A 15,083-nucleotide genomic window follows, 5' to 3' on the forward strand; every position below is an offset into this window, starting at 1 on the left:
CGGACCTATGGCGCGCTCGTTCCGCTATCCCGTGCGCGACCCGGCCGACTGGGCGGCGATGGGGCGGCTCTCGCCGCTCCGCCGCCTGGCGCTCGCCCTTCGCGAACGGCGCTACCGGCGGCGCGCGCGGCCGGCCGACGGGATCGTGCTGACGCCGGCAAGGCCCGAGCGGCCCCTGGCGGCGGACGACCTCGCCCTCGTCTGCACCGTGCGCAACTCGGCGAGCTACCTGCCGGCGTTTCTCGCCCACTACCGGCGGCTCGGCGTCACCCGCTTCGTCTTCGTCGACGATCGCTCGGACGACGGCACGGCCGAGCTTCTCGCCGGCCAGCCCGACGTCGACCTCTTCACCTCCAACGTCACCTACGGCGCCTCCGCCTATGGCCGGGTGTGGCGCGACGCGCTGTTCTCGCGCTACGGCCGGGGTCGCTGGTATCTCAACGTCGACGCCGACGAGTTCCTGCTGTTTCCCGGCTGCGAGACGAGGTCCCTGCGCGACTTCATCGCCGACCTCGAACGTGCGGGGTTGAAGCGCGGGCTCGCCCCGATGCTCGACCTCTATCCCGACGGGCCGCTCGGCGAGGCGGTCTACGATCCCGCGCGGCACCGGCATCCGCTGGAGGTCTCGCCCCTGATCGACGGCGAGGGCTACGAGATCGCCCCCGAGAAGTTCACGCTGGCCGTTCGCGGCGGGCCGCGCACCCGCCTCTTCGGCAACCGGATCCGACTCACCAAATTTCCGGTGATCTTCGTGGACGAGGCGACGCAGGAGAACGGCTCCTCGATCCACGGACCCCTGCCGATCGCGCGTAACTTCTCGGCCGTCCACGCCGTGCTCCTCCATTTCAAGTTCTCGTCGGTCTCGGTCGAGGAGTTCGCGCGTCTTGCCGAAGAGGGCGAGCATTTCGGCGGCGGCGTCTTCTATGCCGAGATCGCGGCATCCGGCGCCTTCAATCCCGACCTGTCTCTGACGTATCCCGGCTCGCTGCGGGTCGGCAGTTCCGAGGATCTCGTGGCGCGCGGCTTCATGCAGGACCTGCGCCCCTAGCGCTTCGATTTGACCCGTGCCCCAAAGGCGGGCATCACAGCCGCGCCCGTTCCCGAGGCGTGTCGCCTTTCAGCTAACGAGGAAACGCATCATGGCCCGATCCGCCGCCGGCATCGCCCGCTCCGCCGTGGTGGAGACCGTGTCCGTGATCGCCGGCGCGATCATCGGGACGCTCGTGGCCGCCATCTTCGGCTGGCTCTTCCTGTCGCTCGGCTTCGCGACGCTCGCCGCCTCGCCTTCGGTCTATATCCTGGCGCTCGTCACGGTCGCGATCTTCGCGGTGCTCTACGGCTACCTGCCGGCGACGCCCGCCGTCCTCGGCTCGCTGGCGGTTGGCATCCTCCTGCCGACCGTGATCGCCAAGTTCGCCTTCGATTCCACCGAGACGCTGACGACACTCCTCGTCGTCAACGTCGTCTTCGCGCTCGTCGCCCTGTCGGTCTACCGCTTCGTCCACGCCAGCGGCCTCGTGCGGCAGGCGGCATCCGACGTCGCCGACCGCACCTGACCGCTCCCGCCCTCGGCCCGCCGGGTCGCCTCCATCCGTTCCGTTCCCGTTTTTCGAGCCCGTCATGAAGTTCACCCTGTCCTGGCTGAAGGATCACCTCGACACCGACGCGACCCTTGCCGAGATCACCGAACGCCTCACCGCGATCGGCCTCGAGGTGGAATCGCTCGACGACAAGGCCGCCATGCGCGCCTTCACCATCGCGCGCGTTCTCGAGGCCCGCCGCCATCCCGACGCCGACAAGCTGCAGGTGCTGACCGTCGATGCGGGGCCCGCCGTCAACGAGGGCAAGCCGCTGCAGGTCGTCTGCGGCGCGCCGAACGCGCGCGCCGGCCTCGTCGGCGTCCTCGGCCTGCCCGGCACCTACGTGCCCGGCCTCGACGTGACGCTCGGCATCGGCAAGATCCGCGGCATCGAGAGCTTCGGCATGATGTGCTCGGAGCGCGAGCTCGAACTCTCCGACGAGCACAACGGCATCATCGATTTGGCCCAGGACGCGCCGGTCGGCACGGCCTTTGCCGACTATGCCGGCCTCGCCGACCCCGTCATCGAGATCAACCTCACCCCCAACCGGCCGGATGCGACGAGCGTCCACGGCATCGCGCGCGATCTCGCGGCCTCCGGCCTCGGCACGCTGAAGGGCGGCGCGGTCGAGCCGGTCGCGGGCGAGGGCGCCTGCTCGGTGACGGTCCGGGTCGAGAGCGAGACCTGCCTCGGCTTTGCGCTGCGCCGCGTGTCGGGCGTGCGGAACGGCTCGTCGCCGGAGTGGATGCAGAAGCGGCTGAAGGCGATCGGCCTTCGCCCGATCAATGCGCTCGTCGACATCACCAACTACGTCACCTTCGACCGGGGCCGCCCGCTCCACGTCTTCGACGCGAAGAAGGTCGCGGGCGACCTCGTGGTCCGGCAGGCGGGCGAGGGCGAGGAAATCCTCGGCCTCGACGGGCGCACGCACGCGCTGAGCCCCAGGGTCTGCGTCATCGCCGACGACCGGGGCGTCGAGTCGATCGCCGGCATCATGGGCGGCGAGCCTTCGGGCTGCGACGAGGGCACCACCGACGTCCTCATCGAATCGGCGCTCTGGGAGCCGCTGGCGATCGCCCGCGCCGGCCGCGCGCTCGGGATCATCACCGACGCGCGCTACCGCTTCGAGCGCGGCGTCGACCCAGCCTTCATGGAGCCGGGGCTGGAGCTCGCGACGCGCCTCGTGATGGAGCTGTGCGGCGGCACGCCGAGCGAGGTCGCCCTGACGCCGGCCCGCATCGAGGCCCGCGAGGCCATCCGCTTCCCCTTCTCCGAAGTCGAGCGCCTGACCGGTCTCACCGTCGAGCCGGCCCGCCAGGTCGAGATCCTGACGCGGCTCGGGTTCACGGTGGACGAGCGGTCCGACCACGCGATGGTCGTCGCACCGTCCTGGCGTCCGGACATCGAGGGCAAGGCCGATCTCGTGGAGGAGGTCATGCGCCTCGTCGGCGTCGACAACATCGCGCCGCAGCCGCTCGCCCCGATTGCCGGCGTCAACGGCCGTGTGCTCACCCCGCGCCAGGTGCGCGACCGCGCCGCGCGCCGCACGCTCGCCGCGCGCGGGCTGGCGGAGGCCGTCACCTATTCCTTCGTCTCGGCCGAGGCCGCGAAGGCCTTCGGCGGCGGCGAGGCGCACTTGAGCCTCGAGAACCCGATCGCGGCCGATCTGTCCGACATGCGCCCGTCGCTCCTGCCGAATCTCCTGCAGGCGGCGCAGCGCAACGCGCAGCGGGGCTACGGAGATCTCGCGCTCTTCGAGGTCGCCTCGATCTACCGCTCCGACGAGCCGGACGGGCAGCGGCGCGTGGCCGGCGGCGTGCGCCGGGGCACGGCAGGCCATGCCGGCGCGGGCCGCGACTGGGCGGGCAATGCCGCGGCGGTCGGCGTCTTCGACGCCAAGGCCGACGCGCTGGCCGTCCTCGAAGCCGTCGGCGTGCCGGTCGAGCGGCTGCAGTTCGAGACGCCCGCAAGCCCATGGTATCACCCGGGCCGCTCGGGACGCATCAAGCTCGGGCCCAAGACGGTGCTGGCCGAGTTCGGCGAGTTCCATCCGCGCGCTCTGAAAGCTCTCGGCGTGACCGGTTCGGTCGCCGGCTTCGAGGTGTTCCTCGACGAGGCGCCGGAGGGCAAGCGGAAAGCCACGCGCACCAAACCCGTGCTGCAGCTTTCGGCGTTCCAGCCGGTGAAGCGCGACTTCGCCTTCGTGGTGGATCGCGGGGTCGAGGCGATCAAGCTGATCCGGGCCACGGAGGGCGCCGATCGCAAGCTGATCGGCGAGGTCCGCCTCTTCGACGTGTTCGAGGGCGCGGCCCTCGGGCCCGACGCCAAGTCGGTCGCGATCGAGGTCACGCTGAACCCGGCCGAGAAGACCCTGACCGACGAGGACCTCGAGGCCGTCTCGAAGAAGATCGTCGCGGCGGTGGAGAAGGCGACCGGCGGGCGGCTGCGCGCCTGACCGGACGAGACGACGCGAAAAAGGGGAGGGGACGCATGCTGCGTTGGGGAATTCTGTCGGGCGCAAAGATCGCGCGCGAGTACGTCATACCGGCTCTCCTGAAGGCGGAGGGCTGCGTCGTCGAGGGGATCGCCAGCCGCGACGAGGCGCGGGCGCGCGAGCTCGCCCGTCACTTCGGCGCACCCCGCGCCTTCGGCTCCTACGAGGCGCTTCTGGCCTCGCCCGACATCGACGCGGTCTATGTGCCGCTGCCGACCGCGCAACACGTGGAATGGGCGGTGAAGGCGGCGGATGCCGGCAAGCATGTCCTCGTCGAGAAGCCCCTCGCGCTGCGCGCGGCCGACATCGCCCCCGTCATCGCCGCGCGCGACCGGGCGGGCGTGACGGTCGCCGAGGCCTTCATGGTGCGACACCACCCGCAATGGGCGAAGGTCCGTGAATGGATCGCGGCCGGCCGGATCGGGCGGCTTCGCCACGTGCAGGGCGCCTTCTCCTATTTCAACGACGACCCCGGCAATATGCGCAACCAGCTCGATCTCGGCGGCGGCGCGCTGCCCGACATCGGCGTCTATCCGGTGGTTGCAACGCGCCTCGTCACCGGGCTCGAGGGCAAGGCCGCGCGTGCGCGGATCGAGCGCGACGCGCGCTTCGGCACCGACATCCTCGCCGAATGCGAGGTCGAGTTCGAGGGCTTCCGCTTGAGCTTCTACGTCGCGACCCAGCTCGCCGCGCGCCAGACCCTGGTGTTCCATGGCACCGAGGGCTTCATCGAGGTCGACGCGCCCTTCAATGCCGGGCTCTACGCGCAGGCCGCCGTCCACTGCCACGACCGCGGGCACGCCCACGCCGAGACCGTGCGCTTCGGCGGCGTCGACCAGTACCGTCTGCAGGCCGAGGCCTTCGCGCGCGCGGTTGCCGGCTCGGGCGAGACGCTGTTCACGCTGGAGGAATCGGTGCTCAACCAGCGGGTGATCGACGCGTTCTACGCCTCTGCCGAAGCGGGCGCTGCGGTTCCCGTCTGAACCGCGCCCTCCCGGTGTCATCCCCGCGCAAGCTTCAGGCCAAGCGCCGGCCTTAGTTTCGGCCGATCTGTCGGGCTGATCGCGGCCGAACGGAAGGGCGGGGCGCATGGCGGGAACGATGAAGCTGGGACGGGCGGTCGGACTGGGGATGGCGCTCGGTTTGACGCTCGCGGGCGCGGCGCGGGCCGAGACCGCCGCCAAGGACCTCTTCTCGGCCGAGCACTTTCCCTCCGCCGCGCCCCCGCAGAGCATCGGCTTCTATTCCAAGGGGTGTCTGGCCGGCGGCATGGCGATGCCCAAGGACGGGCCGACCTGGCAGGTGATGAAGCCCTCGCGCGACCGCGCCTATGCCCATCCCGCCCTGATCAAGCTCCTGCAACGCCTGTCGGTGGACGCCCGGCGCGAGGCCAACTGGCGCGGCCTCCTGTTCGGCGACATGGCGCAGCCGCGCGGCGGCCCGATGAAGGACGGCCACGCCTCGCACCAGATCGGCCTCGACGCCGACATCTACCTCACCGAGATGCCGAACCGCCGGCTGACGGACGACGAGCGCGATCATATGCCGTTGCCCTCCGTCATCGACAAGCGCACCCGCCACATCGATCTGAAGCGCTGGCGGCCCGAGATGATGAAGCTCATCCGCACCGCGGCCACCGAGCCGGAGGTCGAGCGGATCTTCGTGCATCCCGGCATCAAGGAGCAGCTCTGCAAGACGGCCGGCCGCGACCGCGCCTGGCTGAACAAGGTGCGGCCGATGTACGGCCACGACTACCATTTCCACGTCCGCATGGTCTGCCAGCCGGGTTCGCCCAACTGCCAGCCGCAGGAGCCCACCGTGAAGGGCGACGGCTGCGACAAGCTGGACTGGTGGTTCGACGTGGCGCTGCAGCCGCCGAAGCCGAGCGCCAAGCCCTACAAGAAGCCGCCTCCGATCTTCCTTTCGGCGTTGCCGCGTGCCTGCGCGGCCGTCCTGAAGCAGCCCGACGTCGCGGGCGCGCGGGCCGCTGCGCCGCTGCGTGCCGCGCCCGTGGCAGCTGATGCCCCCGCGATGGCCGACGACTTCGACGGCAACGCACCGATGGCGCTGGCGCCCGAGCCGGCGCCCCGCGCCTCGGCCGCCCCGGTTCCGCCTGCCGCGGTGCCGGACGACGGGGGCTTCGCCATGCCGCGCATGCGCCCGGCCGGCTGAGCGCCGGACCCCCGGCGAAACGGCGCTCCGGCGGTCTTTTGCCGGATGGCGCCGGATGCTATGGCGCGAGGCTTCAAAGGGCGAGACGGAGGGTTTCCATGGGTTCGGCGAGCGAGAACACCGAGGGTCTCCGGTTTCCGATCCTGATCGGCGACATCGGCGGCACCAACGCGCGCTTCGCGCTCCTGCGCGATGCCCGGGCCGAGCCCGAGACCTTCCCGATCGTCCAGACCGCGGACTTTCCCAACATCGACGACGCCATCCGCGCCGCCGTCTTCGACAACACCACGGAGCGCCCGGCGACGGCGGTTCTGGCCGTCGCCGGCCCGGTGGACGGCGACGAGATCGACCTCACCAACTGCCCCTGGGTGGTGCGCCCGCGCACGCTGATCGCCGATCTCGGTTTCCGGGAGGTGCTCGTCCTCAACGATTTCGAGGCGCAGGCGCTCGCCGTCTCGGCGCTGCCCGACAGCGGCCGGCAGGCGATCGGCGGCGGCACGGTGCGCGAGGGGGCGAGCCGCGTCGTGGTGGGCCCCGGCACGGGGCTCGGCGTCGGCGCGCTGGTCCACGCGCGGGGCATGTGGATCCCCGTGGCGGGCGAGGGCGGTCATGTCGATCTCGGGGCGCGCACGGCGCGCGACCGCGAGATCTGGCCCCATCTCGAAACCATCGCCGGACGCATCTCGGGCGAGCAGATCCTGTCGGGCCGCGGCCTCGTCAACCTCTACCGCGCGATCTGCGCAGCCGACGGGGTCGAGCCGACCCATCCGACGCCCGCCTCCGTGACCGAGGCCGCGCTCAACGGGCGCGACGGGCAGTCGGGCGAGGCGGTGCAGCTTTTCGCCGAATATCTCGGCCGTCTCGCGGGCGATCTCGCGCTTCTCTTCATGGCGCGCGGCGGCGTCTACATCGCCGGCGGCATCTTCCAGCGCATCATCCCGATCGTCCACGCGCCCGAGATGCGCGCCGCCTTCGACGACAAGGCGCCTCACGAGGCGCTGATGCGCGAGATCCCGCTCTTCGTCATCACGCAGCCGCTCGCCGCGCTCGTGGGGCTCGCCGCCTATGCCCGCAGCCCGCAAGGCTACGGGCTCGAGACCGCCGGCCGCCGCTGGGTGGGTTGAGGCCGTCGCAGCGCGGGGCCCCGTAGGCATCCCGCCGTCGACGCGCTATAGAGCCGCCGAACGAGGTTGGTGGCGTTGATCGGAACCAAGAAGAGCCTGTCCCTATCCGACGGGGCCGAGCGCGGCGAAGCGCTGCGGCTGCTCAAGCGCATCTTCGCCGAGAACGGGCGCGAGCACATCCGCGGCTATGCCTTCGCGAGTGTCTGCCTCGTGCTGGTGGCGCTGTCGACCGCCTTCCTCGCCTGGATCATGCGCGACGTGATCGACGAGATCTTCGTCGAGGGCAATCGCGCGGTCCTCTTCTCGCTGCCCTTCGCCGTGTTCGTGTCGTTCCTCGTGCGCGGCCTTGCCTCCTATGGGCAGGGCGTCGTTCTCGCGCGCATCGGCAACGACATCGTGGCGCGCTACCAGCGCCGCCTGTTCCAGCACCTCACCGAGCTTTCGGTCGACTTCTACGGCGAGAACCGTTCGGCCCAGCTCGCCGCGCGCATCAACCAGAACGTGACGGGCGTGCGCGAGACGTTGAACCTCACGGTCACCTCGATCGCGCGCGATCTCCTGACGCTGATCTTCCTGATCGGCGCGATGATCTGGCAGGACTGGGTCCTGTCCCTGATCGCGCTGACCGCCGGTCCGCCGATCGCGATCATGATCTCGAACCTCTCGCGCAAGCTGCGCAAGGCGACGCGCCAGTCGGTCGACCTCAACGCGCGGGTGCTGGGCTCCATGCAGGAGACCGCGCAGGGGATTCAGGTCGTCAAGGCCTTCACGATGGAAGAGCTCCTGCGCGAGCGGACCGAGGGGCTGATCCGGCAGGCCGAAGAGCGCTCCAACCGCATCGCCGTCATCACCGAGCGGTCGGGCCCGGTGACCGAGACCGTGGCGGGCCTTGCGGTCGCCGCCGTGATCGCCTGGTCGGGCTATCGCTCGATCGTCTACGGCTATTCGCCGGGCGCGATGTTCGCCTTCATCACCGCGCTGCTTCTCGCCTACGATCCCGCCCGGCGCCTCGCGCGGCTGCAGGTGCAGCTCGAAAAGGCGCTGGTCAACGCGCGCATGATCTACGAGATCCTCGACGAGCCGCCCCGCCAGGCCGATGCGCCGGGCGCGACGGCGCTCAACGTCACGCGCGGTGAGATCGTGTTCGAGGACGTGCGCTTCCGCTATCCCGGCGGCGAGGACGTCCTGCGCGGCATCGGCTTCACCGCGCCGGCCGGCCGAACGACGGCGCTGGTCGGGGCGTCGGGCGGCGGCAAGTCGACCGTTCTGGCGCTCCTGGAGCGCTTCCACGATCCCGCGGCCGGGCGTATCACGATCGACGGACAGGACATCCGCACCGTCACCAAGCATTCGCTGCGCACCGAGATCGCCTACGTGCCGCAGCAGTCGGTTCTCTTCGAGGGCACGATCCGCGACAACATCCGCTTCGGGCGCCCGGCGGCCTCCGACGCCGAGGTGGAGGAGGCGGCGCGCCGGGCGCAGGCCGAGGAGTTCATCCTCGCCCAGCCGCTCGGCTACGAGACGCCGGTCGGCGAGAGCGGCGCGACATTGTCGGGCGGCCAGCGCCAGCGCCTGTCGATCGCCCGCGCGCTCCTGCGCGACGCGCCGATCCTGGTGTTGGACGAAGCGACCTCGGCGCTGGATTCGCGCTCCGAGGTGCTGGTCCAGCGCGCGCTCGAGGAGGCGATGCGCGGGCGCACCGTGCTCGTCGTCGCGCACCGTCTTTCGACGATCGTCGGGGCCGACCAGATCCTCGTCGTCGATCGCGGCCGCATCGCGGAGGGCGGCACCCATGCCGAGCTCAGCCGGCGGCCGAACGGATTGTATGCCCGCTTCCACGCGCTCCAGTCGGGCGTGGGCGAGACGGTGGACTGAAGGGAGGACGGGCGATGGACGCGATGCGGCTGGTGATCCTCGGGGCGGGCGGGCGCATGGGCCGGACGCTGGTGCGCCTCGCCTCCGAGGCGCCGGAGTTCGCGGTCGCCGCTGCCCTCGAGCGGCCGGGCTCGCCGCATCTCGGGGACGATGCCGGCACGCTCGCCGGGGTGGCCGCGTTGGGTGTCCCCGTGTCCGACGACCTCGAGGTCGCCCTGCGCGAGGCCGACGGCGTGATCGACTTCACCGCGCCCGCCGCCAGCGTGGCGCTGTCACGCGAGACGGCGCGGCGCGGGCTGGTGCATGTCATCGGCACGACGGGCTGCTCGGCCGAGGACGACGCGGCGATCGCCGCGGCCGGGCGCGAGGGTGCCCGCATCGTCAAGTCCGGCAACATGAGCCTCGGGGTCAATCTCCTGTCGGTCCTCGTCGAGCAGGCGGCGCGTGCGCTGGGACCCGACGCCTTCGACCTCGAGATCCTGGAAATGCACCACCGCCACAAGGTCGACGCGCCTTCGGGCACCGCCCTGCTTCTGGGAGAGGCGGCGGCGCAGGGGCGCGGTGTCAAGCTCGCCGATGCCTCTGTGCGCTCGCGCGACGGTCACACCGGGGCGCGCCCCGCGGGCGCGATCGGCTTTGCGACGCTGCGCGGCGGCTCGGTGGTCGGCGACCACGAGGTGATCCTGGCCGGCGAAGGCGAGCGCATCACGCTGAAGCACCATGCCGAGGACCGGGCGATCTTCGCGCGCGGAGCGCTGCGCGCCGCGCTCTGGGCGCGGCATCAGGCGCCGGGCCTCTACTCGATGCGCGACGTCCTCGGTCTCTGATCCTTTTCCTCCGTCTCAACGCCAAGGGAGCCAAAGCCCATGTCCCGTACCCTCGTCCTCGTTCGCCACGGGCAGAGCGAATGGAACCTCAAGAACCTCTTCACCGGCTGGCGCGACCCGGACCTGACGGAACTCGGCGTCGAGGAGGCGCGCGCCGCCGGCCGCCGATTGAAGGATGCGGGGCTTCGCTTCGACGTCGCCTTCACCAGCGTCCTGTCGCGGGCCCAGCGCACGCTGGCCCTCATCGAGGGTGAACTCGGGCAGGGCCCGATCGAGACACATCGCGACCAGGCGCTGAACGAGCGCGACTACGGCGACCTGTCGGGCCTCAACAAGGACGATGCCCGCGCCAAGTGGGGCGAGGACCAGGTCCATGTCTGGCGCCGCTCCTACGACGTGCCGCCGCCGGGCGGCGAGAGCCTGAAGGACACGGGCGCCCGGGTCTGGCCCTACTATATCCACCGCATCCAGCCGAAGGTGCTCGGCGGCGGCACGGTGATCGTCGCCGCCCACGGCAACTCGCTGCGCGCCCTCATCATGGCGCTCGACGGGCTGACGGGCGAGGAGATCGTCGCGCAGGAACTCGCGACCGGCGTTCCCATCGTCTACCGCCTCAATGCCGATTCCTCGGTCGCCTCGAAGGACGTCCTGTCGGCCTGAGATCCGACGCGGACCGGGGTTTCGCGCCCCGGTCCGCGACATCGAATTGTCTATAACATGACCGGATTTAGTAGATCATTCCTATCCTGATGGGTCGTTGCCCTTTAGCTTCCTTCCATCGAAGCTCGGGCTCTCGGCCAAAAAAGGATTTTCCGCGAATGCGTCTGTCCCTGTCGCTTGGAATTGCCGCCGCCGCCCTGATGGCGCTCAGCCTGCCGGTCTCGGCCCAGACCCTTCTCAACGTCTCCTACGATCCGACGCGCGAGCTTTACCGCGACTTCAACGCCGCCTTTGCCGCCCACCAGAAAGCCGACGGCAAGGACGCGCCGACGGTGCGCATGTCGCACGGCGGCTCGGGCGCGCAGGCGCGCACCGTGATCGACGGCCTCGATGCCGACGTCGTGACGCTCGCCCTCCAGGCCGACATCGACGCCATCGCCAAGGCGACGAAGAAGATCCCGGAGAACTGGCGCACGCTCCTGCCGCACAACTCCTCGCCCTACACGTCGACGATCGTGTTCCTGGTGCGCAAGGGCAACCCGAAGGCGATCAACGACTGGGGCGACCTCGTGAAAGACGGCGTCCAGGTCATCACGCCGAACCCGAAGACGTCCGGCGGCGCGCGCTGGAACTATCTGGCCGCCTGGGCCTGGGCGAACAAGCAGTACGGCGGCGACGCGGAGAAGGTGAAGGGCTTCGTCGGCGACGTGTACCGCCACGTGCCCGTGCTCGATACCGGCGCGCGGGGCTCGACCACGACCTTCGTCCAGCGCGGCATCGGCGACGTGCTGCTCGCCTGGGAGAACGAGGCGTTCCTCGCGCTCGAGGAACTCGGTCCCGACCAGTTCGAGATCAAGGTGCCCTCGATCTCCATCCTCGCCGAGCCGCCGGTGGCATTGGTTCCCGGCAACACCGACACCAAGGGCACGACCGAGGTGGCGAAGGCCTATCTCGACTACCTCTATTCGCCGGAAGGTCAGACCATCTCGGCCAAGCACTTCTACCGCCCCTCGGAGCCCGAGAAGGTGACCGACAAGGCGCTGCTGGAGCGCTTTCCCCAGATCGACCTCGTGAAGATCGACGACGCCCAGTTCGGCGGATGGGCGAAGGTTCAGCCCGAGCACTTCGGCGACGGCGGCATCTTCGACCAGATCTACAAGCCCGCCAACTGAGGCACGCAAGGCTCCGGCGTCTCGGGGCCTGATGATCCCCTCCCGGCGCCTCGGGGTCGCCTCCCATCCCGATGCGCTCCCCGGTCCCGCCGCTCCCATCGGCGGGGCCGTTCCCGTGCCGCCGGATGATCGGCGCGGCGAGCCGGTGGTATCGCCGCGCGGCTTGCCGCGCTATTTTGCCACCCACGCGCCCGCTCCCTCCAGCCGACGTCTCGTCAGGAACCGCATGGCTTCGACCACCGCCGATCGCCCGGCCTTTCACTTTCGCCAACCGAGCGTCGTGCCGGGCTTCGGCCTGTCGCTGGGTGTGACGCTCGTCTATCTCAGCCTGATCGTGCTCCTGNGATCGCCCGGCCTTTCACTTTCGCCAACCGAGCGTCGTGCCGGGCTTCGGCCTGTCGCTGGGTGTGACGCTCGTCTATCTCAGCCTGATCGTGCTCCTGCCTTTGTCGGCGCTGGCGGTGCGTGCGGCGGGGCTCGGGCTTTCCGATTTCCTCGCGCTGGCGAGCGACCGGCGCGTCGTCTCGGCGCTGACCCTGTCGTTCGGCGCCTCGCTGGTCTCGGCCGTCATCAACGCCGTTTTCGGCCTGCTCCTCGCCTGGGTGCTCGTGCGCTACCGCTTCCCCGGCAAGCGGCTGGTGGACGCGGCGATCGACCTGCCCTTTGCGCTGCCGACAGCCGTCGCCGGCATCGCGCTGACCGCGCTCTACGCGCCGAACGGCTGGGTCGGCTCGCTGTTCGCGCCGGGCGGCCTCCTGGCACCGCTGTTCGGCGAGGGGGGCCTTCGCATCGCCTATTCGCCGCTCGGCGTCATCGTGGCGCTGACCTTCGTGTCGCTGCCCTTCGTCGTGCGCACGGTGCAGCCGGTCTTGGAGGAGATGGACGCCGAGCTCGAGCAGGCGGCCGCGACGCTGGGCGCCAATCGCTTCCAGACCGTGTTCCGCGTCGTGCTGCCGACCGTCACCCCGGCGCTCCTCACCGGCTTTGCGCTCGCGCTCGCCCGCTCCATCGGCGAATACGGCTCGGTGATCTTCATCGCCGGCAACATCCCCTACGTGTCGGAGATCGCGCCGCTTCTGATCGTCATCCGGCTGGAGGAGTTCAACTATGCCGGCGCGACCGCGGTCGCCGCGCTGATGCTGGTCATCTCCTTTGCGATCCTGCTCGCGATCAACCTCATCCAGACCTGGAGCCGGCGGAGATATGGCCTTGGTGCTTGAGACGACCCTGGAGGCCGCGCCCGCCGTGGAGGCCGTGCGCTCGCGCCGCCCCTCGCCGACCGACGAGAGCCCCGCGGTGAAGTGGACGCTGATCGCGGTGGCCATGCTGTTCCTGGCGCTGGTCCTGTTCCTGCCGCTGGTCGCCGTGTTCGTGGAGGCGCTGCGCGGCGGCGTCGCGGCCTTCCGACAGGCCGTCACCGACCCGGACGCGCTCGCCGCGATCAGGCTGACGCTGACCGTCGCCGCGATCGCGGTGCCGGTGAACCTCGTCTTCGGCCTGTGCGCCGCCTGGGCGATCGCCAAGTTCGAGTTCCGCGGCAAGACGCTGCTGACGACGCTGATCGACCTGCCCTTCTCGGTCTCGCCGGTGATCGCGGGTCTCGTCTTCGTGCTCCTGTTCGGCGCGCAGGGCACGTTCCACTGGATGGTGCAGGCGACCGGCATTCCGATCGTTTTCGCGCTGCCGGGCATCGTGCTCGCCACGGTGTTCGTGACGCTCCCCTTCGTCGCGCGCGAGCTGATCCCGCTCATGCAGGAACAGGGCACGGGCGACGAGGAGGCGGCGATCTCGCTCGGCGCCAGCGGCTGGCAGACCTTCCGGCGCGTGACGCTGCCCAACGTGAAGTGGGCGCTCCTCTACGGCGTGCTTCTTTGCAACGCGCGCGCCATGGGCGAGTTCGGGGCGGTGGCGGTGATCTCCGGCAAGATCCGGGGCGAGACCAACACGATGCCGCTCCATGTCGAGATCCTCTACAACGAGTACGCCTTCTCGGCGGCCTTCGCCGTGGCGACGCTGCTCGCCATGCTGGCGCTCGTCACGCTCTGCCTCAAGACCTTCCTCGAATGGCGCTATGCCGGCGACATCAAGGCCAGCCGCGGCGGCCACTGACATGACGGGTTCTCACTGATGAAGATCGGCGTGCGCAACATCCGCAAGGAATTCGACCGCTATCCCGCGCTCCACGACGTCTCGCTCGACATCCGATCGGGCGAGCTGATCGCGCTGCTCGGACCATCCGGCTCCGGCAAGACGACGCTCTTACGCCTCATCGCGGGGCTGGAGTTCCCGACCGCGGGCCAGATCCTGTTCGGCGACGAGGACGCGTCGGGCAAGAGCGTGCAGGAGCGCAACGTCGGCTTCGTGTTCCAGCACTATGCGCTGTTCAAGCACATGACGGTGGCCGACAACATCGGCTTCGGCCTGTCGGTGCGCGAGCGCGGCTCGCGGCCTTCAAGCGCTGAGATCCGGCGGCGCGTCGGGGAGCTTCTGGAGCTGATCCAGCTGCCCGACCTCGGCCGGCGGTACCCGATGCAGCTGTCCGGCGGCCAGCGCCAGCGCGTGGCGCTCGCCCGGGCGCTCGCGATCGAGCCGAAGGTGCTGCTTCTCGACGAACCCTTCGGCGCACTCGACGCCAAGGTGCGCAAGGACCTGCGCCGCTGGCTGCGCGAGCTGCACGAGCGCACCGGCCACACCACGGTCTTCGTCACGCACGACCAGGACGAGGCGGTGGAGCTTGCCGACCGGGTCGTCGTCATGAGCCAGGGCCGGATCGAGCAGGTGGGGTCCGCCGACGACATCTACGACCGGCCGCAGAGCCCGTTCGTCTTCTCCTTTATCGGCCAGTCGAACGAGCTGCCGGTCGAGGTGCGCGGCGGCGAGATCGCGTTTGGCGGCGTGCCGCTCGGGCGCACCGATGCGCGCGACGGGTCCTGGCGCATGTTCGTGCGCCCGCACGACTTCGAGGTGGTGGAGCCGAGCGCGCGCGGCCTCTCCGGCCAGATCGCGCTGACGCGGCGCGTCGGCGGGGCGCGCATGGCCGAGTTCAACCTTGACCAGCACGCGCGCCGGATCGAGGTCGAACTGCCCGCCCACGCCCCGAGCGAGGCCGGCACGCCGATCACCGTGATCCCCAAGCGCTGGCAGCTCTTCGCCTGAAGACGGGGGCGGCGCGACATCGC

General features: G+C 70.3%; 12 protein-coding genes and 1 pseudogene. All 13 read left to right on the top strand.

Translation table 11 applies throughout. The annotated features are described in order from the left end of the window. Positions 1-7 precede the first annotated feature (7 nt). The 13 genes and pseudogenes from ASF65_RS17960 to ASF65_RS18020 all read left to right on the top strand — a co-directional run bounded on the left by ASF65_RS17960 (position 8) and on the right by ASF65_RS18020 (position 15,060). The gene (locus tag ASF65_RS17960; RefSeq protein WP_055892267.1) at positions 8-1,048 is read left to right on the top strand and encodes a glycosyltransferase family 2 protein; all 1,041 of its coding nucleotides are present in this window, start codon (positions 8-10) and stop codon (positions 1,046-1,048) included. Between the two features lie 91 nt (positions 1,049-1,139). Continuing rightward, positions 1,140-1,556 carry a hypothetical protein gene (locus ASF65_RS17965; RefSeq protein WP_055892269.1) on the top strand — a complete coding sequence of 139 codons (417 nt, stop codon included), beginning with the start codon at positions 1,140-1,142 and terminating at the stop codon, positions 1,554-1,556. A gap of 64 nt (positions 1,557-1,620) precedes the next feature. After that, a complete protein-coding gene (gene pheT, locus ASF65_RS17970) occupies positions 1,621-4,035 on the top strand; it encodes a phenylalanine--tRNA ligase subunit beta (protein WP_055892271.1) in 2,415 nt (804 codons plus the stop codon). Between the two features lie 35 nt (positions 4,036-4,070). Next, positions 4,071-5,057, top strand: coding sequence for a Gfo/Idh/MocA family oxidoreductase (locus tag ASF65_RS17975; RefSeq protein ID WP_055892274.1), 987 nt, complete (start codon positions 4,071-4,073; stop codon positions 5,055-5,057). 106 nt (positions 5,058-5,163) lie between these two features. Continuing rightward, positions 5,164-6,246 carry a penicillin-insensitive murein endopeptidase gene (mepA, locus tag ASF65_RS17980; protein ID WP_055892277.1) on the top strand — a complete coding sequence of 361 codons (1,083 nt, stop codon included), beginning with the start codon at positions 5,164-5,166 and terminating at the stop codon, positions 6,244-6,246. A 98-nt stretch (positions 6,247-6,344) separates the two neighbouring features. Continuing rightward, positions 6,345-7,370, top strand: coding sequence for a glucokinase (locus tag ASF65_RS17985; RefSeq protein ID WP_055892280.1), 1,026 nt, complete (start codon positions 6,345-6,347; stop codon positions 7,368-7,370). 78 nt (positions 7,371-7,448) lie between these two features. Continuing rightward, positions 7,449-9,245, top strand: a complete 1,797-nt coding sequence (locus ASF65_RS17990) for an ABC transporter ATP-binding protein (protein ID WP_244486816.1) — start codon at positions 7,449-7,451, stop codon at positions 9,243-9,245. A 14-nt stretch (positions 9,246-9,259) separates the two neighbouring features. Continuing rightward, the gene (gene dapB / locus ASF65_RS17995; RefSeq protein ID WP_055892283.1) at positions 9,260-10,072 is read left to right on the top strand and encodes a 4-hydroxy-tetrahydrodipicolinate reductase; all 813 of its coding nucleotides are present in this window, start codon (positions 9,260-9,262) and stop codon (positions 10,070-10,072) included. Between the two features lie 39 nt (positions 10,073-10,111). Then, complete coding sequence (locus tag ASF65_RS18000) at positions 10,112-10,732, top strand: 2,3-bisphosphoglycerate-dependent phosphoglycerate mutase (RefSeq protein ID WP_055892286.1); 621 nt, start codon at positions 10,112-10,114, stop codon at positions 10,730-10,732. 158 nt (positions 10,733-10,890) lie between these two features. Further along, a complete protein-coding gene (locus ASF65_RS18005) occupies positions 10,891-11,904 on the top strand; it encodes a sulfate ABC transporter substrate-binding protein (protein ID WP_055892289.1) in 1,014 nt (337 codons plus the stop codon). A 344-nt stretch (positions 11,905-12,248) separates the two neighbouring features. Further along, positions 12,249-13,124, top strand: a pseudogene (gene cysT / locus ASF65_RS18010) (sulfate ABC transporter permease subunit CysT); the annotation flags it as partial. Next, complete coding sequence (gene cysW / locus ASF65_RS18015) at positions 13,108-14,013, top strand: sulfate ABC transporter permease subunit CysW (protein WP_055892293.1); 906 nt, start codon at positions 13,108-13,110, stop codon at positions 14,011-14,013. The pseudogene cysT and the gene cysW, both read left to right, overlap by 17 nt. Positions 14,014-14,031: 18 nt before the next feature. Beyond that, on the top strand, positions 14,032-15,060 hold the full coding sequence (locus tag ASF65_RS18020; RefSeq protein ID WP_055892296.1) for a sulfate/molybdate ABC transporter ATP-binding protein: 1,029 nt from the start codon (positions 14,032-14,034) through the stop codon (positions 15,058-15,060). The last annotated feature ends 23 nt before the right edge of the window (positions 15,061-15,083 follow it).

Origin of the sequence: Aureimonas sp. Leaf324 (assembly GCF_001423245.1) — a bacterium.
In the GTDB taxonomy this organism is placed as follows: Bacteria; Pseudomonadota; Alphaproteobacteria; order Rhizobiales; family Rhizobiaceae; genus Aureimonas.